Here is a 21,050-nt window from a genome sequence, read left to right on the forward strand (position 1 = left end):
CTTTGATAGGACCACACGTGACCACGATGATACGCGTGTGATGCGTTCTAAAACCTTTCAAATGTATGCGGCGTGACCGCCTGCGACGAAAATCAGCTTTCCTGCGTCGAATAACAGACGCGGTCGATACGGACTATTCCTGCTGAAAGCCGGCCGTTCTGTCAAGCGAATGCGAAGTTCTGCTTGGCGCCGCGCTCGTAATCTTTGCGATCCGTGCACAAAGCATTGCCGAACAACCTCAAGTCGAGACAACGACAACTGCCGCGTTCAAGCGACCGGGATGGCCCGGCTGCCGGGCTTCACGGCTGGGAGCGCAGCGAGCTCGGGCGGGAGGGCATCGGCAGGATAGGCGGGAATGTCGAGGGCGGCGAGCGAGAGCAACGGCAGGCCGATCTCGCCGCGGCCGCCCGAGCGGTCGATCAGGCAGGCCGCGCCGACGATCTCGCCGGCCTCGTCCTTGAGCGACGCGAGGCATTCGCGCGCCGACAGGCCGGTGCTGACGATGTCCTCGACGATGACGGCGCGGGTGCCGGCGGGGATGCTGAAGCCGCGCCGCAGCTGGAACGGCTTGCCTGGATCGCGCTCGACGAAGATCGCCCGGGCGCCGAGATGCCGCGCCGTCTCGTAGCCGGGGATGATGCCGCCGATCGCCGGCGAGACCACGATATCGATCCGCCCGAACCGCTCGGTGATCGCAGCGGCCAGCGCCCGGCAGAGCCGCTCGGTGCGCGCGGGATCGGAAAAGATCGTCATCTTCTGCAGGAAGATCGGCGAGCGCAGTCCGGAACTCAGGATGAAGTGCCCCTGCAGCAGCGCGCCGGCATCGCGGAACTCGTCGAGGACAGCCTCAGGGGTCATGCGGGCGGGGCTTTCGGGCGGAGCGGCGGATGCGCGGCTTTTCGCAAGCGGGGGCGGTGGAGGCAAGAGTCGGGACTATGCGGTGCGCCGGCCCCGCCTTCGGCGATCACGCCCGAGGAAGATCGGCTGCGACCTTCGCGAGGGCCTCGTTCATGCGCGTCTGCCAGCCCGGCCCGGTGGCCTTGAAGGCGTCGACGACGTGCGGGTCGAGCCGCAGCGTCAGAAGCATCTTCGGGCTCTCCGATTTCGGACGACCGCGCTTCGTCAAAGCCTCATACAAGGCTGGTGGCAGAACCTCGCGCGCCGGTCGCATCTGCGCGAGCTGCTCGTCGGTCAGTTCGGGGTTGTCGGGATCGGCCGCGATACAGGCTTGAATACGCGCTTCCTCCTCGTCGCTGATGGGCGGCAAGATTCGCTTAGTCTTGGTCTTCATAGCGTCTCCTTTCCTTGCGGCTGGCAGGACGCAGAGAGATCGCCGAGATGGCCTCGGTCCCGAGCGGCGAGAACACGAGCGCCACCAGATCGTCGTCGAGATAGCCGACGGCGATGCAGCGAGGGCCGCCACGGCGACTCGGATAGGATGGCGCAATCTGCGCCGTCTCTCATTCGAACCTGTCCCGAACGTCGGCGAAATCAAAGCCATACGTCGCGATGTTCGTCTGCCGCTTCGGCTCGTCCCAGATCACGTCCATGAGAATCGGTCGCTACGACTGCGCGACAATGGAGCAATTTATGTAGCTACGACAAGGGCCAGCGAAGGCACCCTTCGCACGGGCGTCAAATCACGACCACCTCACCCGTTCATCCGCTCCGCCCGGCTCACCGACCGCTTCGCCCGCAATTCCATCACGATGGCGTTGAGGTGCTTCAGGTCCCAGACGGCGAGGTCGATGACGATGTCGGTGAAGTCCTGGGTGCGGCGGGTCATCCTGACGTTGTCGATGTTCCCGTCGTGGTCGGCGATGACCTGGGCGATCTGGGCGAGCACGCCCGGCTCGTTGATCGACTCGACCATGAGGCGGGCGGGGAAGCGCTCGTTCGAGCCGGCCTCCACGTCCCAGCGCACGTCGAGCCAGCGCTCGGGCTCGTTGTCGAAATCGGCCAGAGCCGTCGACTGGATCGGGTAGATCGTCACGCCGACGCCCGGCGTCAGGATGCCGACGATGCGGTCGCCCGGCACGGCGCCCCCGTTCGGCGCGAAGCTTACCGGCAGGTCGCCCGCGACGCCGCGGATCGGGATGCCCTCGTCCGGCGCTCCGCCGTCGGCGCGCTCGGGCGAGCCCTCGGGGAAGGTCAGGCGGATCGTCTGGTCCTTGCGGCTGAGCCGGCCGGCGCCGTCGGGGCCGCCCTGGGCGGAGCCCGGCGAACCGGCGCTGCGGTTGTCCTTGAAGTCGGGATAGACCGCCTTGACCACGTCGCCCGAGAACATCTCGCCGCGTCCCACCGCCGCGAAGACGTCGTCGGGCGTGGCACGGGCGAGGCGGGGCAGGGCGCCGCGCAGCTTCTCGTCCGAGAAGCTCTTTCCCGCGCGCTCGAAGGCCCGGTCGAGGATCTGCCGGCCGAGGCCGGCATATTGCCGGCGCACGGCGGTGCGGGTGGCGCGGCGGATCGCGGCGCGGGCCTTGCCGGTAACGACGAGGGATTCCCAGGCGGCCGGCGGCGAGGCGCCGTCGGAGCGGGCGATCTCGACCTCGTCGCCGTTGGCGAGCTCGTGCAGCAGCGGCGACATGCGGCCGTTGATCTTGGCGCCCACCGCCGAGTTGCCGACGTCGGTATGCACCGCATAGGCGAAGTCGATCGGCGTCGCGCCGCGGGGCAGGGCGATGAGCCGGCCCTTCGGGGTGAAGCAGAAGACCTGGTCCTGGAAGAGTTCGAGCTTGGTGTGCTCCAGGAACTCTTCCGGGGAATCGCCCTCGGCCAGGAGCTCGATGGTGCGCCGCAGCCATTGGTAGGCGCCGCTCTCGGTGGCGAGACGCGGATGGCTCTCGCCATCCTCCCGCTCGCCCTCTTCCTTGTAGAGCGCATGCGCGGCGATGCCGTATTCGGCGATCTCGTCCATGGCGTGGGTGCGGATCTGCAGTTCGACGCGCTGGCGCTTCGGCCCGATCACCGTCGTGTGGATCGAGCGGTAATCGTTCTGCTTCGGCGTCGAGATGTAGTCCTTGTAGCGGCCGGGCACCGTCGGCCAGCTGGTGTGGACGACGCCGAGCGCCCCGTAGCATTGCGGCGTGGTGCCGACGACGATGCGGAAGCCGACGATGTCGGAGAGCTGTTCGAAGGCGACGGACTTGCGCTCCATCTTCGACCAGATCGAGTAGGGTTTCTTCAGCCGCCCCTTGACCTCGGCGGGGATGCCCTGGGCGGCCAGCCGCGCGGTCAGGTCCTTCTCGATGGTCTTGATCAGGCTCTTGGAGGTTTCCGAAAAGGCCTCCAGCCGCTTGGCGAGGGTGGCGTAGACCTCCGGCTTGAGGTTCTGGAGGGAGAGATCCTCGAGTTCGTCGCGCAGCTCCTGCATGCCCATGCGGCCGGCGAGCGGCGCGTAGATGTCCAGCGTCTCCTCCGCGATGCGGGTGCGCTTCTCCGGCTTCATGAAGCCGAGGGTGCGCATGTTGTGCAGGCGGTCGGCGAGCTTCACGAGAAGCACGCGCACGTCCTCGGCCACGGCCAGCAGGAGCTTGCGAAAATTCTCGCCCTGGACCGCGCGCTTCGAGACGAGGTCGAGGCGCTTGAGCTTGGTCAGGCCGTCGACGAGCGCCCGGATCTCCGGGCTGAACAGCCGGCCGATCTCTTCGAGGGTCGCCGCCGTGTCCTCGACGGTGTCGTGCAGAACCGCGGCGACGATGGTGGCGTCGTCGAGCCGGAGGTCCGTCAGGATCGCGGCGACCTCCAGCGGATGCGCGAAGAACGGGTCGCCCGAGGCCCGCTTCTGTGTGCCGTGGGCACGCATGGCATAGACGTAGGCGCGGTTGAGCAGCGCTTCGTCGGTGGCGGGGTTGTAGCGCTTCACCCGCTCGACGAGTTCGTATTGGCGCATCATCCGCCGACATCACCTTCCGAGAAACGCAGCCCGACGACCGGGCCCGAGAGTATTCCCGCATCGGCGCGCCCCGCACCAGACACGTTGGTGTGGATATGGGGTCGCGTACCGCGTCAAACGAAAAAGCCCGGCCTTGCGACCGGGCTTCGACGAGGATCGATGCGAGGAACGACGGCTCAGTCGCCCTCGTCGTCGGTCTCGGTCGGCGGCGCGAGGTTCTCGAGGCCGCGGAGGAGGTCCTCCTCGCTCATGCGGTCGAAGTTCGGGGCGCTGTCGTCGCTGTTGGCCGATTGAGGAGCCACGGAGGCGGCGGCGGGCGAGCTCGACAGCAGCGGCACCGTCTCGGCCTCGGGCTCGTCGACCTCGACGTATTTCTGCAGCGAATGGATCAGCTGCTCCTTGAGGTCGTCGGCGGTGATGGTGGCATCGCCGATCTCGCGCAAAGCCACGACCGGGTTCTTGTCGCGGTCGCGATCGACCGTGAGTGGGGCGCCGGAGGCGAGCAGGCGCGCGCGGTGGCTGGCGAGCAGCACCAGCTCGAACCGGTTCTCGACCTTCTCGATGCAGTCTTCGACGGTGACGCGAGCCATGCGGAGCGGCTCCTTCCCAAGGGCATACGGAGTGTTGCGGGTTGAACGGGCTCCTTACACCCGATGCCGCCCTGCAACAAGCTGGCGCCTGACGCGCTCCCACCGGCGCTTCGAAGCCAGCGCCTCGGGTCCGCCGTGACCCTGTCGCGATCGGGGGTTTGGCCCGGGATCGTCATCACGGAGCATTGGACACGGACTACGCGGGGCGGAATAGTGATCTCGCGGCGCGCCGCTCGCGCCGCCCCAGGGAGCCTCCCATGACCCGTCCGCTCACGCGTCGTCATTTTCTCGGCTGCGGCTGCGCGGTCGGCATGGCCTGCTTCGCCGCGACCTCGGTTCCGTCCCCCGCCTTCGCCGCGACCCTGTCCCACAAGAAGACCGACATGACGCCCGATCAGGCTCTCCAGGCGCTGAAGGACGGCAACCAATCGTTCTCGACGGACAGCCCGGTGCGGGCCGTCCAGGGCCGCGAACGCCGCATCGAGATCGCGCTCGGCCAGACGCCCTTCTGCGTGCTGGTGAGCTGCTCCGATTCCCGCGTCTCGCCCGAGATCCTGTTCGGGCGCGGGCTCGGGGAACTGTTCATCGTGCGCAATGCCGGCAACACCGTCGACACGGCGGCTTTGGGCTCGATCGAATACGCGATCTCGCAGCTCGGCGTACCGCTGATCCTGGTGATGGGACACGGCCGCTGTGGCGCAGTGCTCGCCGCCGTCGACGTCGTGAAGAACAACACCGTCTATCCCGGCGCCATCGGCCGCATGATCGAGCCGATCATCCCCGCCGTGCTCTCGATCAAAGACAAGCCCGGCGACCTAGTCGAGAACGCCGTCCGGGCCAACGTCTCCCGCATCGTCTCGCGCCTGCGCACGGCTTCGGAGCCGGCCCTGATCGACCCGTTGGAGAACAAGGCACTGCGCGTCGTCGGCGCCTCCTACAGCCTCGACACCGGCGGTGTGGACTTCTTCGACGAAGCCTGACCGCCGGACGCGATGAAGACGACGCCGGAGCGGTTCCACCGACCCGAAACCGGTTCGCCGGATGCTTGGTGCGGTGACCGATTGCAGGGCGATCGGCCACGGCTCTCGGCGTCCCACCTTGTCGTATACTCGACGTATCTGCACGCTTTCCGTCGGCGTGGCGGCCGCTTCGTCGCCCGATTGCGGCTCGCCTCAAGACGACGGAGCCGAGACCCGCTGCGCTTGGAGGCGGATTCGGCGAGCGACATCGGGGTTTCGACCGAAAGCATCCGATCCCGCACGCGACATCGACCGTGGTGGCCGACGTTGAAAGCCGGCATGGCAGCTTGTAACTTTACGCCCCATCGTGAAGTTGATCCCGGCGCACGGGTCCATGCCCGTCGCAGCTTGCGAGGCAGGATGTCGGATGAGCCCAGAGACATGACCGACGTGATCAAGCTCTGCCAGGAGCTCGAGACGCTGGTCGGTGCGGGCGCGCCGCTGCGGGTGCGGACGCTCGTCGAGATGCTGCTGATCGAGCTGGAACGGCCGATGCTGACCCCTAGGGAACGTCCACCTGCGACAATAGACGAACCTTGAGGCATTCAGCCCCGGTCGCGTCGCGAACGGTCACCACGACCTCCGTCTCCTTGCCGTGCCGCGATTCCCGTGCGGCGACGCCCGCGGCCTCCGCCAGAGCCTGGATGCGCAGATCGAGCGAATCGGGGATATGGCGTCCCGTCTGGTCGTCGACACGGATGCTGCCACTGATGTCGAAGAAATAGCGGGCCATACCGAAGTGTCGTGGCGTGCCGGGAGCGAAGACGCCCGCGGCGTCACATCACAAACTATCCGACATACGGCATCGATCCCGCTTCCATCGAATTCGCACCGGGCGTGGATCGGCGATCGTCGACCTGGCAGATCAAACGGACTTTCAGCACCTCCGAAACAGGACCGTCACGAACCGTCACGACGATGACGCCGCTCGTCTTGAGGTTGGCGGGGTCGCTGCCATAGTCGGCGGCACGCCGGAATGCTTCCGCCTGCGCGGCGGTGGGATCGGCGAGATCCTGCCCGATGTCGTCGTGAATGGAAACGCTGTCATCGATATCGAAAAAAAACCGAGGCATGCCGGCTCCCGCATCGTCAAGGCGGGAGCACGATCCGCTCTCAGGCATCAGCGCCTCACTGCAGTTGCTGACGATCACGCCGTTCTAGGTGGGCGCCGGCGATTTAGATAGCGCGCAATCGCAACCTGTGGCGGAAGGAAGCGTCGGATGGCGGCGGCGATCGTTTGCGCCGGCATTCGAGATGGGCATCCCGGTCGACGTCCGCTTGTGCGTTGCATCGTTGACACCCGCCTCCGTCGATGCGAGTGCGCCGCGCCTTGAGGCCGCGCCCACCGCCCCGTCGGCCAAGGGCGCGGCAACGCTGCACGAGACGGGACCCGACGTCATGACGCGAGCCTTCATCTTCCCCGGCCAGGGCAGCCAGGTCGTCGGCATGGGCAAGGCTCTGGCCGAGATCTCCCAGCCCGCGCGCCACGTCTTCGCCGAGGTCGACGACGCGCTCGGCGAAAACCTCTCGCGCATCATGTTCGAGGGTCCGGTCGAAGAACTGACGCTGACGGCCAACGCGCAGCCGGCATTGATGGCAGCGAGTCTCGCGGTGGTGCGAGCGCTGGAATTCGAGCGCGGGCTCGATCTCGCCCGCGATGCGGCCTGCGTCGCCGGCCACTCGCTCGGCGAGTATTCGGCGCTCGCAGCCGCCGGCACCTTCTCGGTCGCCGACACGGCCCGCCTGCTGCGCATCCGCGGCGAAGCCATGCAGCGCGCGGTGGCGCCGGGGGAGGGCGCCATGGCGGCGCTGATCGGCCCCGATCTCGCGACCGCCCATGCCATCGCCGAAGAGGCCGCGGAGGACCAGGTCTGCGGCGTCGCCAACGACAACGGCGCGGGGCAGGTCGTGCTGTCGGGCCACAGGGACGCGATCGAGCGGGCCGTGACGATCGCGCAGAAGCGCGGCGTCAAGCGCGCGATCCTGCTCAACGTCTCCGCCCCCTTCCACTGCGCTTTGATGGGGCCGGCCGCCGACGCGATGCGCGAGGCCCTGGCGGCCGTCTCGATGCGCCCCCCCTCCGTGCCGGTCTACGCCAACGTCACCGCCGGCCCGCTGAGCGATCCGGAGGCGATCCGCGGAGCACTGGTGGCGCAGGTCACCGGCACCGTGCGCTGGGCCGAGAGCGTCGCCGCGATGGCGGCCTCGGGCGTCGACCGCTTTTACGAGTTGGGCGCCGGGAAGGTGCTGACAGGCCTGGTCAAGCGGATCGCGCCTGCCACCACCGCCAGCGCCGTCGGCTCGGCCGACGACGTCGCGGCTTACGCTTGAGGACTGCACCCATGTTCGACCTGACCGGCCGCAAGGCCCTCGTCACCGGCGCCACCGGCGGTCTTGGCGGCGCCATCGCCCGAGCGTTTCACGCGCAGGGCGCGCATGTGGCACTCTCCGGTACACGCCGCACCGTGCTCGACGAACTCGCGGCGGAACTCGGCGGGGAGCGGGTGGCCGTCGTCGAGGCGAACCTGTCCGACAAGGACTCCGTCGAGGCACTGGTGCCGGCGGCCGAGGCCGCGCTCGGCGGGCTCGACATCCTCGTCAACAATGCCGGCATCACCCGCGACAACCTCTCCATGCGAATGAAGGACGAGGAATGGGACGCGGTGATCGCGGTCAACCTCACCGCGGCCTTCCGGCTGTCGCGGGCCGCCACGCGGGGCATGATGAAACGCCGCCACGGGCGCATCGTGAACATCGGCTCGGTGGTCGGCGCCACCGGCAATGCGGGCCAGATCAACTACGCCGCCGCCAAGGCCGGCCTCGTCGGCCTGACCAAGGCGCTCGCGGCCGAAGTCGCCACCCGCGGCATCACCGTGAACTGCATCGCGCCGGGCTTCATCGGTTCCGCCATGACCGACGCGCTCAACGAGAAGCAGCGCGAGGGTATTCTCGGCCGCGTGCCCATGAACCGTCTCGGCACGGGCGCCGAGATCGGCGCGGCGGCGGTCTATCTGGCGGCCGACGAATCCGGCTACGTCACCGGCCAGACGCTCCACGTCAACGGCGGCATGGCGATGTACTAATCGTTGAAATCAAATGGATTTTCGACGATAGAAAGTTTCCACATCTTTCTGGCTGCGATGATGGGAGCGCGTCGGCTCAATTATGCACGAGACTTTTCGCGCTTTCACTGAAGACCTGCACCCGAAGTTCGAGGCTCTGATGACTCAGGCGCATATGTCGGACGGTGTTTTGCCCGCCCATTACCGGGGGTCTGGCATCTATCTTTTCAGTGAAAATGCGAAAAGCTTATATGTTGGCCGGACACGCGACGTACGTAAGCGTTACAGACAGCACACACGTGTCTACAGCGGCCACAACGGTGCGCCATTTGCCTACAAGCTCGCGCGTCATGCGACCGGCTTCGTTAAGGCGACTTATAAAGCTGGTCCGACATCACGAGCCGGGATGCTCCAAGATCCGACATTCGCCAAGGCTTTCGCAGACGCAATTGAGCGGGTGCGGCGGATGGAGTTTCGTTTTGTCGAGGAGTTGGATCCGACGCGACAGTGCCTCCTTGAAATTTATGTAAGCGTGGTATGCGGCTCCCCATACAACGATTTCAATACGACATGAGGGCACCAGCGCCGGTTCGCAGGGTCACGCGTATCCGCCAGTATGAAGACCTTTTGCTGCTGGTCTCGCGAACAGGTACGCAGCGTCAGGGGCGAAGCGCGAGCGTGCGGATTTCAATGCCCCGCAGCATCGAAATTAGGTCGCGAATGACCCGAAAACCACGGCGATGAACGGTTTCTGAACCGGCTCTCGCCAGAGCCAAAGCCCTGTGTTAACACCCGGCTCAGCCGTGCGAGGGGAGTTGACGGTTCAGCGGGTTACGGCTTGCGAGAACACGCGCGATCGGACACCGGCTACCTGAAGAAGATCCCCTGAGCGGGACGGGTGGCCACGGCGCCTTCACCATCGATCCGAGAAGACGAGGACAAAAAACGATGAGCGATATCGCTGAGCGCGTGAAGAAGATCGTCGTCGAGCACCTGGGCGTCGAGCCCGAGAAGGTGACCGAAGGCGCGAACTTCATCGACGATCTCGGCGCCGACAGTCTCGACACGGTCGAGCTGGTGATGGCGTTCGAAGAAGAGTTCAACGTCGAGATCCCGGACGACGCCGCCGAGACCATCCAGACGGTCGGCGATGCGATCAAGTTCCTCGAGAAGAACTCGGCATAAGGCCGAGTTCCAACACACGACGCCCGGGCGGGTCGAACCGGTCTCCCGCTCCGGGCGTTTCCGGTGATGACGGGGATCGGTTCGGGATAGCATGATGCGTCGGGTGGTCGTGACGGGGCTGGGAATCGTTTCGCCGTTGGGGAGCGGCGTCGAGCATGCCTGGAGCCGTCTGGTGGCCGGCGACAGCGGCGCCTCGAAGGTCACCGCCTTCGAGGTCGACGATCTCGCCTGCAGGATCGCCTGCACCATCCCCCTCGGCGACGGCTCCGACGGCACCTTCAATCCGGATCGCTGGATGGAGCCGAAGGAGCAGCGGAAGGTCGACCCCTTCATCGTCTACGCCATGGCCGCCGCCGGCCAGGCCCTCGACGACGCCGACTGGCACCCCAAGACCGACGAGGACCAGTATGCCTCCGGCGTTCTGATCGGCTCCGGCATCGGCGGCATCGGCACCATCTACGAAGCGTCGATCACCCTCCACGAGAAGGGTCCGCGCAAGATCTCCCCGTTCTTCATTCCCGGACGCATCATCAACCTCGCCTCGGGCCAGGTCTCGATCGCGCATGGCCTGAAGGGCCCGAACCACGCCGTCGTCACGGCCTGCTCCACCGGCGCGCACGCCATCGGCGACGCCGCCCGGCTGATCGCACTGGGCGATGCCGACGTGATGGTTGCCGGCGGCACCGAATCGCCGGTGAACCGCCTCGCGCTCGCCGGCTTCGCCGCCTGCCGGGCACTCTCCACCGGCTTCAACGACGATCCCACTCGCGCCTCCCGGCCCTACGACAAGGACCGCGACGGCTTCGTGATGGGCGAGGGCGCCGGCATCGTGGTGCTGGAGGAGTACGAGCACGCCAAGGCGCGCGGCGCCAAGATGTACGCCGAGGTCGTCGGCTACGGCCTCTCCGGCGACGCCTACCACATCACCTCGCCCTCGCCCGACGGCGACGGCGGCTACCGCTGCATGGTCGCCGCGCTCAAGCGCGCCGGCATCGCGCCGTCCGAGATCGACTACATCAACGCCCACGGCACCTCGACGCCGGCCGGCGACGAACTGGAACTGAAGGCCGTCGAGCGCATGCTCGGAGACTCCGCCTCGAAGGTCGCGATGTCCTCGACGAAATCGGCCGTGGGGCACCTTCTCGGCGCCGCCGGCGCGGTGGAGGCGATCTTCTCGGTGCTCACCATCCGCGACGGTGTGATGCCGCCGACGCTCAACCTCGACAACCCGAGCGTCGAGACCGAGATCGACCTCGTGCCGCACGAGGCCAAGCGTAAGAAGGTCGACGTGGTACTGTCGAATTCGTTCGGATTTGGCGGGACGAACGCGTCGCTGGTGATGCGGCGGGTGGATTGAGCGCTGCTCGCCGAACGCTAGACCCCTGAGATCGCGGCCCGTGGCCACGCGGTCCATGGGTGCATTCTCGGAAAAATGCCCGGCGGGATCAGTACGTTCCCGTACACTTGGTGCGCGATCAGGCAACCAACCCCACGTCGAATGGTTTCAGTTCCTCGCCGACATGACCGGCAGAGGGAAAAAAACCGATGCGTAAGCTTGCTGCACTGACCGTTCTGGCGCTTACACTGGCCGGACCGGCGCTCGCACAGGGCCGCGATCCGAACAGCTCGTCGGCAGCCTCGGGGAACGCCGAAGAGAACAACAAGCCGAAGTCGAACAGCTCGGGCGGCGGCGGCCAGTAAAGGCCCACGCAACATCTGGGCGCGCTTGCCGTCAAGCGCGCCACTTGCCATCCCTCAGACCGTGGTGAAGCGGGCCAGCGATCATCACGCCCGATATCGCGACACTACAATTCGACATCGGCCGACACGCTGAAGTGGACCTGTGCCGTTTCGACTGCGGATACTTCTGGCGCGCGTCCCTGCCGAGAGCGGGAAAAACCGTCTCTTCCTACGCGGCCTTCCGCGGCACCAGCCGCTCGCTCACGAGCGCTTCCTGCGCGCCCGACACCCCGGCCTCGGTATACTCGGCGTCCTCGTTCACGCACCAGGTATCGAACAGCCGCTCGCCGGCGATGATGTTCTTGACCGTGAGCATCGCGGTCATCATCGCGTGGTCCTGGTTGTTGTACTTGTGCATGCCGTTGCGGCCGACCAGGTGCAGGCTGGGAAATGCACGTTCCAGGTCGCGCCGGATCGTGGCGACGTGGGATTTGTAGTCCTCGTCGTAGACCGGGTAGGCCTTGGGCTGACGCACGACGCAGGCGTCGATTACGTCGTCCTCGGTGAGCAGGCCGATCTGGGCGATCTCGCGCTTGGCGAGGTCCACGAGCTCGGAATCCGGCGCGTTCCAGAGCCCGTCGCCCTCGAAGCAGAAGTATTCGAGGCCGAGGCAGGTACGGGAGGCATCCGGCACCATCTCCGGCGACCACGAGCGGAAGTTCTGGACGCGGCCGACCTTTACCGACGGGTCGTGGATGTAGATCCAGTTATCCGGAAAGTCTTCGCGCGCCTTGGCGATGAGGGCGACGGTGACGAAGTCGCGGTACTTCAGGGCACGGGCGTTGAAGATCGAGATCGGCGTCGGCCGGATCGCGTCGACCAGTTCGCGGATCGGGGCGGACGAGACGAGGTTGCGGGCGGTGTGCGTCTCGAGGCTGCCGTCGCCGCGCCGCGCGGTCACGGTCCAGAGTCCGAGTCGGGCGTCCCAGCTCAGGTGCTCGACGCCGCGGTCGAGCAGCACCTTGCCACCGTTCGCCTGGGTCTTCTCTGCGGCCGCCTCCCACATCATGCCGGGGCCGCGGCGGGGATAGCGGAAGGATTCGATCAGGGTCTTGATGACCGGGCCGCCGGCCTTCTGTCTGCGGCGCAGGCCCAGCGAACGGGAGACTCCGTCGATGACGGCGGAGGCGAGGTCGAGGCCCTTGATGCGCTGCGCGGCCCAATCGGCCGAGATCGCGTCGCAGGACATGCCCCAGACCTTCTCGGTGTAGGTCTTGAAGAAGATCGAGAACAGTCGTTCGCCGAACTGGTTGCGCACCCACTCGTGGAACGTCTTCGGCTGCTTGACGGGCCGGACGCGCGCATAGGCGTAGGAGAGAACGCAGGCCGCGCTCTCGATGACGCCGAGGTTCCTCAGCGCCTCGAAGGCCTTGAGCGGATAGGCGTAGTACTTGCCCTTGTAGAAGATGCGCGAGAGGCGGGGGCGGTCGATGAAGTCGTTCGGCAGGATCTCGTCCCAGAGGTCGACCACGGCCTTCGACTTCGAGAAGAAGCGATGGCCGCCGATGTCGAACAGGTAGCCGTCATGCGAGACGGTGCGGCTGATACCGCCGACCTGGGCCGGGTCGCGCTCCAGCACCGTGACCTCGCGGCCCTCCTTCGCCAGCAGATAGGCTGCCGTCAGCCCGGCCGGTCCGGCGCCGATCACGAGCGTCTCGGTGTGGTGGCTCATCCGTGGCTCCGGCTGACGATCGTATGGCGGCCTCTTCCTCGGGCCTGCCGCGTGAGGAAAGACTGTCATGCCGGCTGTTAAGGAAGTGCTTACGCTAACGATTCACCACCGCCGGCCGCAGCCGACCACGCCCGAAGCCGGTGCGGCTTACGCTCCGGCCGAGGGCGCGTTCAAGACACCCATTTCAGGAGGCGGATCACGCCCATGTCGGCCGAGCGGCGATGGGCCGAAACGTCCTGCCGGGCGGCGATCTCGGCCCGGTTCGCGGCGTAGTAGCGATAGGCCCGCAGCAGCATCTCGCTGTTGGTCAGCGTCGGGCGCCAACCGAGTTCGGCCTTGATGCGCGTGGTGTCGAAGACGAAGTCCGCGGCGATCATGCGGTAATGGTAGGGGCCGAGCGGCGAGACCCGGAGCGCGTGCGCCGCCTTCATCGCCAGGATGGTCGGCGCCTTCGGCAGGCAGCCGATGCGCGCCCCGCTGCCGGATTGCGCGATGACGTGGGCGAAGGTGCCGCGCATGGTGTCGACGTTGTCCGAGCCGATGCCGAACACGCCGTGCGTCCCCCGCTCCCAGGCCAGCAGCATCGCCGCGATCATGTCGCGTGCGTAGATGAACTGGTAGCGGTGCGAGCCGTCGCCCACCACCCAGACCCGGCGGCCTTCGGCGATGAACTCGAACAGGATCGCGAGCAGGCCGAGCCGGCCCTCGTCCATGATCGTCGGCGAGCGGATGATGGTCGAGCGGAAATTGCCGGCATGGTCGGCGAGGATCTTTTCGCCCTCCCACTTGCTGGCTCCGTAGATCTCGCAGGGCGCTGGCGCGTCGTCCTCGCGCACGGGACGGTCGAAGCCCTGCCCCCACAGGCAGTTGCTGGAGATGTAGACGAGGCTCGGGATCCCTGCCCCGGCCACCGCCGCGGCGAGCGTGCGCGTGCCCTCGACATTGGCGGACCAGAGTTCGCGCTCCTTCAGCGAGCCGTGCGCGAGCAGAGCGGCGCAGTGGAACACGACCTGGTGGCGGCGCCCGGCCATGAGCCGGTCGAGCAGCGCCCGGTCGCGAATGTCGCCGACGATGGAATCGAGGTTGGGATGTCGCTGCCCGCACGGCAGCAGGTCGATGTTCGTGACCGCGTGACCGCGATCGAGGAGTTCGCGGACGAGCAGCGAGCCGAGAAAGCCCGAGCCGCCCGTGACCAGAACCTGTGCCATGCCATGTCTTCCTGTGGACGCGCGCGCTGGCTGCAGCGGCGTGCGGCGTAGAGTGCGGAGTCGGTGCGACGACGGCGGGCCTGCCGGCCGCGATGGTGTGCGCGCTAGCCTGCCGCCGGCACCGACGCTGCGGCGCGGAGCGGAGACCGCCAACCGGCGAGCAGGCGGCGGCTCTCGACCCAGAGGGTGGCGACTAGGATCACCGAGATCACCGGTGCTCCGGCCATGGCGAGAATCCGGGCCAGCGGAACCAGCAGCCAGGCGAGGAGCGCGAAGGGCGGCCGCTCGGACGCGGCCTCGTCGTCGAGCACGAGCAGAGACAGGGCGGGGGCGACGGCCGCCAGATCGTAGTGGCTCGCATAGGGCTGGCTGACGATCACCGCGAGCAGCACCACCGTCAGCACGACCGGCCGCTCGGTGCGACTGCGCAGGGCCAGGATTGCCGCGCCGAGACCGAGCGCGGCGACGACGCCCTGGATCGCCCAGGCCAGCGCGGCCGGCACTTCGAAGAATCGAGCGGTGAAGTAGGGCGTGACCGACGTCATGATCCAGTTCGCATGGAACTCGCTCACGACCGCGCTCTGGAATGGGACCGTCAGGGTGACGAAGCGCCGCCACGGCTCGAACCCGAACGCCGCAAAGGACAGGCCGACGAGGGCGAGCGTGCAGAGGGCGGCCGGGAGAAGGCAACGCCAGCGACCGCCGCACAGAAGGACGAAGCCGAGCATGCCGGCGAATTGCGGCTTCACCGTCAGGCAGGCGAGGCAGAAGCCCGCGAGCCAGGGGCGGCGCTCTCCCTCCACGATGACCAGGGTGCTGGCGAGCGCGAGAAGGCCGCCGAAATGGCCGTAGATGATCATCGCCACTGCGGCCGGCGACAGGCACACGACCCATGCGAGCGTCGCGCGGGGTATCGGGCTGCGGTCGCCACAGAACCGGAGGGTCGCGCCGAGCGCCGCGAGATTGACGGCCGTCCAGAGGCACACCGCCGGCAGGAAGGGCAGCAGCGCGAGCGGCGCCAGGAACAGCAAGGCGTGCGGCGGGTAGACGAAGACCAGGCCGGGATCGTGCCCCAGGCCGAAGGCCGCCCGCGCCGAGTCGTTATAGGCCGTGAGGTTGACGAGCTGCCATCCCTCTCCGGACATGACGAGACGCGGCGCCAGCCAGAAGTTGACGTAGTCGCGCCCGAATGGGGCGCCGATCATCCAGCCGATGGTGTTCCAGGGTTTGACGACGAGCCAGCTGACGAGCGAGAGCACGAGACCGCCGCCGATGACGATCCGCTGACGGGTGCTCACGTGGGTCGATGGCATCGTGTCGAAGCTCCGCTCGCGGCAAGATTACGACGGCAGGGATGCGAAATGGTTAAGGCGCGGTTGCGGGGGCCGCCCGCGCCGCAGGGAGCCCGCGACCACCGGCCTTGAGGCCCTGTTAAGGATGCGCGCGCGATATCCGTCTGGAATCCGGATCGGCCGTGCCGCCGCGGGTTCGAACGGAGCCCCGTCATGTCGACACCAGCGCTGTCTTCGCAGGTCGCCGGCCCTTCGCTCCTCGACTCCCGCGCCGTGCCATGGCTGCTCGTGGCGGTCGGCGTCCTGTCCTATCTCGGGTCCGGAGACCTCACCGCGGCTCTGCACGCCCTGCGCCTGCCCGACACCGACGACGCCATGCGGCTGGCCGAGGTGCGCGACCTCGTCGGCGGCCAATCCTGGTTCGACATGGTGCAGCACCGCTTCCTGCCGCCTGCCGGCGTCGCGAGCCACTGGTCGCGGCTGGTGGACGCGCCGCTGGCCGCGGCCATTGCCGGGCTGACGCCGCTCGTCGGGACATCGCTGGCCGAGCGGATCGCGACGGCGTTCTGGCCGCCGCTGCTGTTCCTCGCCTATGCCCTGGTGCTCGTCCGTGGCCTGCGCACCCTCGCCAACGGCAGGGCGGCGATCCTCGCGATCTTCGCGGCGACACAAACCATCGTGCTGAGACTGCAATTCGCCCCAGGGCGGATCGACCACCACAACCTGCAGATCGTCTTCCTGCTCGGCGCGGGACTCTGCTTGATGCAGCCCCTGCGCACATGGCGGACGGGCACGCTCGCCGGGTTGTGCTGTGCCGGCTCGATGGCGGTGGGGCTCGAGGCGATGCCGTTGATCGCGCTTGCCGGTGCGATCGTCGCAGTCGACTGGATGCGTGCGGGCCGCCCGGCCTTGCCGGCCCTGCTCGGATTCGGCCTGAGCCTCGGGTTCGGCGCGACCCTGCTCTTCGGCCTGCAGACATCGCCCGCGCTCTGGGCGACCGATGCCTGCGACGCCCTCTCGCCGCCCTGGCTCTGGCTCGCCGGCACCGGTTCGGCCCTGGCATTGGGCGCTCTCGTCCTCCAGCCGAAGGCACCCCGGTCACGCGCCGCCCTCGCCATCGCGATCGGCGCCCTGGGGGCTGCCGGCTTCGCCGCCCTGTTCCCGTCCTGCCTACACGGCCCGTTCACCGGGATGCCGGATGCGGTCCGCACGAACTGGCTCGACAAGGTCCGGGAAATGCAGCCGATGGCGGCGATGCTGCGCGACCATCCGGCGGAAGGCCTCGGTTTCGCCGCCTCGCTCGTCGTGGCGACGCTGGTCGCCATCATCCTGGCATTCCGGGAGAAAACCGATCGGCGCCCCTTCGTCGTCGCAAGCCTCTTCCTCGCGATCGGCGCGATCCAGACCTGCTTCCAACTCCGCGGGCTCTACGTCGCCTCCGCCTTCGTCCCGGTCATCGCCGGCATCTGCCTCGACCGCGCCCTCACCGTCTGCGGCCGGCCGACGGAGGGGACGGGCACGCGGGTCGCGCTGCTGGTCGCCGTGATCGCACTCAACGCCCAGGTCTGGCTCCTCGGCGGGCGCCTCGTCGAGCAGATGGCGAACGTCCGAAAGGATGACGCGGCCGCGGCGAACCAGACGGAGGCCTGCTCGGAGCCGCCTGCGTTCCGCGCGCTCGCCGGGCTGACGACCGGCACCGTGCTGGCGCCGATCGACCTCGGCCCCTACCTCCTCGTGCACACCTCCCACGCCATCGTCGCCGCCCCCTATCACCGCGCCGCCGCCGGTCTGATCGCTGGGCTCGCGGTCGCCGGGGGCAGCGAGGACGAGATCCACCGGCAGGCCACGGCGACCGGCGCGACGTACCTCGCCCTGTGTCCCGACAAGGACCAGACGGGTTTTGCGGCGCGGCTCGCGCGCGGTGAGGCGGCGGCGGACTGGCTCGATCCGATTCCCCTCGACGGCTCGGCCCTCAAGGCGTGGCGGATTCGCTGAACGGCCTTCGCCTCGGTTCGGGCGTCGCTGTTGCCCCGAGGTTACGCAGGCGCCCGAACTCGATTTTCGCCACAAAATCGCGTCAGAGTGTGCCTTCGCGCCCGCGTTGATCCGACAGGATCCGGCCAGCCGGGACCAGGGGCCGACGGCGCGAGTCGAGAGCAGGATTCTTCATGTTCCGCAGAAGCAAGACGACCCCGCCCGTGCCGGCGGGTTCCGAGGACGAGGGCGGCCCGGCGCTGCCGCAGCGGCTCTCGCCGCGCAGCCCGAGCGAGGCGCTCAAGCCCACCGCCGCTCCTCCGCCGCCGGACGAACCCGGCCGCGAACGCGGCGGCCTGCTCGGACTGATCAGCGGCCTGCTCACCCTATCCGTCGTGCTGGCGATCGGCGCCATGATCGGCCTGACCCTGGTCAACCGCGAATTCCGCGAGCCGGGGCCGCTCGCCAACGACAAGGTCGTGGTGATCCCGAACCGCAGCGGCACCAGCGAGATCGCCGAGACCTTGAGCCGCGAGGGCGTGATCAACCACACCACGCTGTTCGAACTCGCCGCCCGCTTCCGCGGCAAGGGTCCGCTCAAGCACGGCGAATACGTCTTCAAGGCGCATGCCAGCATCGACGAGACCATCGACACCCTGACCTCGGGCCGGCAGGTGCAGCACGCCATCACCTTCCCCGAGGGCCTGACCAGCGAGCAGATCGTCGGCCGCCTCAACGAGAACGACATCCTCGCCGGCGAGATCAACGAGATCCCGCCCGAGGGCGCGCTGCTGCCCGACACCTACAAGTTCGAGCGCGGCGCCACGCGCCAGCAGATCGTCAACCTGATGCGCGCCAAGCAGCGCGAGGTCCTGAACCAGATCTGGCAGCGCCGCAGCCCCGAGGTTCCGGTGCGCACGCCCGCCGAGATGGTGACGCTCGCCTCCATCGTCGAGAAGGAAACCGGCCGGGCCGACGAGCGGCCGCGCGTGGCCGGCGTCTTCGTCAACCGGCTCAACAAGCGCATGAAGCTGCAATCCGATCCGACCATCGTCTACGGTCTCGTCGGCGGACGCGGGACGCTGGGGCGCGGCATCCAGCGCTCGGAGATCGAGCGGGCCACGCCCTACAACACCTACGTGATCGAGGGCCTGCCACCCGGCCCGATCGCCAATCCCGGCCGTGCCGCGCTTGAAGCCGTTGCCAACCCGTCACGCACCAAGGACCTGTTCTTCGTCGCCGACGGCACCGGCGGCCACGCCTTCGCCGAGAGCCTGGAAGGCCACCAGCGCAACGTCACCCGCTGGCGGCAGGTCGAGCGTGCCCGCCAGCAATCGCCGCAGCCCGATGCCGGCGGCGTCGACAAGGTCGACCCGGCCGCAGGGGAGCCGAATGCGGCGCAACCGGGCCGGGCCTCGGCCTACGCCCCGGGCTCAAACGCGACCTTCGCCGCGGACGGCGGCGGCGTGGACGCCAACGGCCGCCGCTCGAAGGCCTTCGACGCCTCCGAGGGCACCAAGCTCGATCCCCTCAAGAACCGCAGCTACGATCTGAGTTCGCCGAAGACCGTTCCGCAGATGAAGAACCCGTGATCGGTCGCGATCGGCGGCGGCAGTCGCCTCTCGACGGTCGGCCCGGACGAAGCGTATCCAGCTTCGCCTTCAGCGAGGCCTGCGCGACTGCTATGAGCCGGCCCTTCCTGGGCGCTCGCAACGAATGCCGCTACGAACCGAGGCTTCGCCCGACATCATGATCGCCAGCATGACCGGCTTCGCCCGTGCCGCCGGAACCACGGGTCCGGTGCAGTGGGTCTGGGAGGTCCGCGCCGTCAACGGACGCGGCCTCGACGTGCGCGTGCGTGTGCCGAACGGCTTCGACGGACCGGGCGAGGCCGCCCGCGCGGCGCTCCAGAAGGGACTCGCGCGCGGGCAGTGCCAGCTCTCGCTCAATCTCACGAGGCCGGAAGCGACGCCGCGAGTGCGGATCAACGAGGCGTTGCTCGCCGACCTCGCCGCCGCCGTCGCCCGCGTGCCGCTCTCACCCGGCCTCGGGCCGGCGACGCTCGACGGGCTGCTCGGCATCCGCGGCGTGATCGAGGCGGAGGAGGAGGCGGGCACCGACAGGGACGTGCTCGACCGCGATTTGGCGGCAGCTGCGCAGAAACTCGTCGCCGACCTCGTCGAGGCGCGCCGCGCCGAGGGACGACAGCTCGCGACGATCGTCGAAGGCCAGCTCGCCGAGATCCAGCGCCTCACCGAGGCCGCCGACGCCTGCCCCGCCCGCAGGCCGGAAGCGGTGCGCGCCCGGCTTGCCGCCGCCGTCTCGGCTCTGATGGAGAACGGCAGCCTCGACCCGGACCGCTTGCATCAGGAAGCGGTGCTGCTGGCGGCCAAGGCCGATGTCCGCGAGGAACTCGACCGGCTGCGCGCGCATCTCGCTGCGGCACGCGAGCTTCTGGCGAAGGGCGGCGCCATCGGCCGGAGGCTCGATTTCCTGGCGCAGGAGCTCGGCCGCGAGGCCAACACGCTCTCGGCCAAGGCGAACGACATCGCCCTCTCGCGGATCGGACTCGACTTGAAGGCCGTGGTGGAGCAATTCCGCGAGCAGGTGCAGAACGTCGAGTGAATTTTTTTGCGAGACGATGTTCGCGGCAAGAGACCGATGAAGCAGAAGACCGCAGGGACACCCCACCGGATCGAGCGGCGCGGGCTGGTGCTGATCCTGTCCTCGCCCTCAGGCGCGGGCAAGACCACGCTGACGCGCAACATCGCCAATGCCGGCGGCTGGAACCTGGAGCTCTCGATCTCGGTGACGACCCGGGAGCGGCGACAATCCGAGATCGACGGCCAGCACTATCACTTCATCGATCGCGAAGCCTTCGACGACCTGCGCGCCCGCGACGACCTTCTCGAATGGGCCGAGGTTCACGGCAATTGCTACGGCACGCCGCGCCGCGCCGTGGAGAAGGCCCTGGCAAGCGGCCGGGACATGATTTTCGACATCGACTACCAGGGCACCCGTCAGGTCCGGGAGCGCCTGCAGGCCGACGTCGTCACCGTCTTCATCCTGCCGCCGAGCTTTTCGGAGTTGCGTCACCGCCTCGAACGCCGGGCCGAGGATTCGCCGGCTACCATCGAGAAGCGCCTCGCCAACGCCCGCAACGAGATGCAGCGCTGGGAGGAGTACGACTACGTCATCGTCAACGACGACCTCGATGAGTCCTTCCACGCGTTGGAATCGATCCTCGCCGCCGAACGGCTGAAGCGCGTGCGGCGCACGGGGCTCAGCAGCTTCGTCGACGCCATGCTGGCGGAGCCCGCGAGCCTCGTCTGAGGCCGCGTGCGTTCGGCCGGCGCGCGTTCCCACATCGCCGATCGGATGAGGCTGTTCCGGAGACGCGGCGCACTCCCCTC

At 67.9% G+C, this 21,050-nt stretch carries 21 protein-coding genes; 12 read left to right on the plus strand and 9 right to left on the minus strand.

The features are described 5' to 3' along the window. Positions 1–267 precede the first annotated feature (267 nt). The 4 genes from pyrE to rpoZ all read right to left on the minus strand — a co-directional run bounded on the left by pyrE (position 268) and on the right by rpoZ (position 4,485). Entirely contained in the window at positions 268–858 is a 591-nt protein-coding gene (gene pyrE, locus MHA02_RS03020; RefSeq protein ID WP_147076484.1) for an orotate phosphoribosyltransferase, read from the minus strand. A gap of 106 nt (positions 859–964) precedes the next feature. After that, positions 965–1,291: a BrnA antitoxin family protein gene (locus MHA02_RS03025; protein WP_147076485.1), complete on the minus strand. Its 327-nt coding sequence runs from the start codon at positions 1,289–1,291 to the stop codon at positions 965–967. A 360-nt stretch (positions 1,292–1,651) separates the two neighbouring features. Then, entirely contained in the window at positions 1,652–3,895 is a 2,244-nt protein-coding gene (locus MHA02_RS03035; RefSeq protein WP_147076486.1) for a RelA/SpoT family protein, read from the minus strand. A 176-nt stretch (positions 3,896–4,071) separates the two neighbouring features. Beyond that, positions 4,072–4,485 (minus strand): DNA-directed RNA polymerase subunit omega, encoded by a 414-nt coding sequence (gene rpoZ, locus MHA02_RS03040; protein WP_147076487.1) that lies wholly within the window; start codon positions 4,483–4,485, stop codon positions 4,072–4,074. A 257-nt stretch (positions 4,486–4,742) separates the two neighbouring features. Here rpoZ and MHA02_RS03045 point away from each other — a divergent pair, with 257 nt between their 5' ends. Both MHA02_RS03045 and MHA02_RS21965 read left to right on the plus strand, forming a co-directional pair. Then, on the plus strand, positions 4,743–5,465 hold the full coding sequence (locus MHA02_RS03045; RefSeq protein WP_147076488.1) for a carbonic anhydrase: 723 nt from the start codon (positions 4,743–4,745) through the stop codon (positions 5,463–5,465). A gap of 420 nt (positions 5,466–5,885) precedes the next feature. After that, complete coding sequence (locus tag MHA02_RS21965; protein WP_170248986.1) at positions 5,886–6,044, plus strand: hypothetical protein; 159 nt, start codon at positions 5,886–5,888, stop codon at positions 6,042–6,044. On the opposite strand, the gene MHA02_RS03050 is transcribed toward MHA02_RS21965, so the two are convergent. Both MHA02_RS03050 and MHA02_RS03055 read right to left on the minus strand, forming a co-directional pair. Then, a complete protein-coding gene (locus MHA02_RS03050; protein WP_147076489.1) occupies positions 6,007–6,237 on the minus strand; it encodes a DUF6894 family protein in 231 nt (76 codons plus the stop codon). The two genes, MHA02_RS21965 and MHA02_RS03050, sit on opposite strands and share 38 nt — an antisense overlap. A gap of 55 nt (positions 6,238–6,292) precedes the next feature. Beyond that, a complete protein-coding gene (locus MHA02_RS03055; RefSeq protein ID WP_147076490.1) occupies positions 6,293–6,655 on the minus strand; it encodes a DUF6894 family protein in 363 nt (120 codons plus the stop codon). 247 nt (positions 6,656–6,902) lie between these two features. On the opposite strand from MHA02_RS03055, the gene fabD reads away from it, so the two are divergent. From fabD to MHA02_RS21970, 6 genes are all read left to right on the plus strand, one after another. After that, a complete protein-coding gene (fabD, locus tag MHA02_RS03060; protein WP_147076491.1) occupies positions 6,903–7,835 on the plus strand; it encodes an ACP S-malonyltransferase in 933 nt (310 codons plus the stop codon). A gap of 11 nt (positions 7,836–7,846) precedes the next feature. Then, positions 7,847–8,587 carry a 3-oxoacyl-[acyl-carrier-protein] reductase gene (gene fabG / locus MHA02_RS03065; RefSeq protein ID WP_147076492.1) on the plus strand — a complete coding sequence of 247 codons (741 nt, stop codon included), beginning with the start codon at positions 7,847–7,849 and terminating at the stop codon, positions 8,585–8,587. A 139-nt stretch (positions 8,588–8,726) separates the two neighbouring features. Continuing rightward, positions 8,727–9,140, plus strand: a complete 414-nt coding sequence (locus MHA02_RS03070) for a GIY-YIG nuclease family protein (RefSeq protein ID WP_170248988.1) — start codon at positions 8,727–8,729, stop codon at positions 9,138–9,140. Positions 9,141–9,514: 374 nt separating this feature from the next. Next, positions 9,515–9,751: an acyl carrier protein gene (locus MHA02_RS03075; RefSeq protein ID WP_147045707.1), complete on the plus strand. Its 237-nt coding sequence runs from the start codon at positions 9,515–9,517 to the stop codon at positions 9,749–9,751. Positions 9,752–9,845: 94 nt separating this feature from the next. Beyond that, complete coding sequence (fabF, locus tag MHA02_RS03080; RefSeq protein WP_147076589.1) at positions 9,846–11,108, plus strand: beta-ketoacyl-ACP synthase II; 1,263 nt, start codon at positions 9,846–9,848, stop codon at positions 11,106–11,108. Positions 11,109–11,296: 188 nt separating this feature from the next. After that, positions 11,297–11,452: a hypothetical protein gene (locus tag MHA02_RS21970; protein ID WP_170248990.1), complete on the plus strand. Its 156-nt coding sequence runs from the start codon at positions 11,297–11,299 to the stop codon at positions 11,450–11,452. A 208-nt stretch (positions 11,453–11,660) separates the two neighbouring features. Here MHA02_RS21970 and MHA02_RS03085 read toward each other — a convergent pair whose 3' ends face one another. The 3 genes from MHA02_RS03085 to MHA02_RS03095 form a co-directional block, all read right to left on the minus strand. Next, positions 11,661–13,163, minus strand: coding sequence for an NAD(P)/FAD-dependent oxidoreductase (locus tag MHA02_RS03085; protein ID WP_147076494.1), 1,503 nt, complete (start codon positions 13,161–13,163; stop codon positions 11,661–11,663). A 170-nt stretch (positions 13,164–13,333) separates the two neighbouring features. Further along, the gene (locus MHA02_RS03090; RefSeq protein ID WP_147076495.1) at positions 13,334–14,371 is read right to left on the minus strand and encodes an NAD-dependent epimerase/dehydratase family protein; all 1,038 of its coding nucleotides are present in this window, start codon (positions 14,369–14,371) and stop codon (positions 13,334–13,336) included. Positions 14,372–14,475: 104 nt separating this feature from the next. Further along, a complete protein-coding gene (locus MHA02_RS03095) occupies positions 14,476–15,684 on the minus strand; it encodes a glycosyltransferase family 87 protein (protein ID WP_147076496.1) in 1,209 nt (402 codons plus the stop codon). Between the two features lie 192 nt (positions 15,685–15,876). On the opposite strand from MHA02_RS03095, the gene MHA02_RS03100 reads away from it, so the two are divergent. From MHA02_RS03100 to gmk, 4 genes are all read left to right on the plus strand, one after another. Beyond that, positions 15,877–17,658, plus strand: a complete 1,782-nt coding sequence (locus MHA02_RS03100) for a hypothetical protein (protein ID WP_147076497.1) — start codon at positions 15,877–15,879, stop codon at positions 17,656–17,658. Positions 17,659–17,831: 173 nt separating this feature from the next. Next, complete coding sequence (gene mltG, locus MHA02_RS03105) at positions 17,832–19,229, plus strand: endolytic transglycosylase MltG (protein WP_147076498.1); 1,398 nt, start codon at positions 17,832–17,834, stop codon at positions 19,227–19,229. A gap of 157 nt (positions 19,230–19,386) precedes the next feature. Further along, entirely contained in the window at positions 19,387–20,262 is an 876-nt protein-coding gene (locus tag MHA02_RS03110) for a YicC/YloC family endoribonuclease (RefSeq protein WP_238180331.1), read from the plus strand. 36 nt (positions 20,263–20,298) lie between these two features. Next, complete coding sequence (gmk, locus tag MHA02_RS03115) at positions 20,299–20,970, plus strand: guanylate kinase (protein ID WP_147076499.1); 672 nt, start codon at positions 20,299–20,301, stop codon at positions 20,968–20,970. The last annotated feature ends 80 nt before the right edge of the window (positions 20,971–21,050 follow it).

Source organism: Methylobacterium haplocladii, from assembly GCF_007992175.1.
GTDB lineage: Bacteria > Pseudomonadota > Alphaproteobacteria > Rhizobiales > Beijerinckiaceae > Methylobacterium > Methylobacterium haplocladii.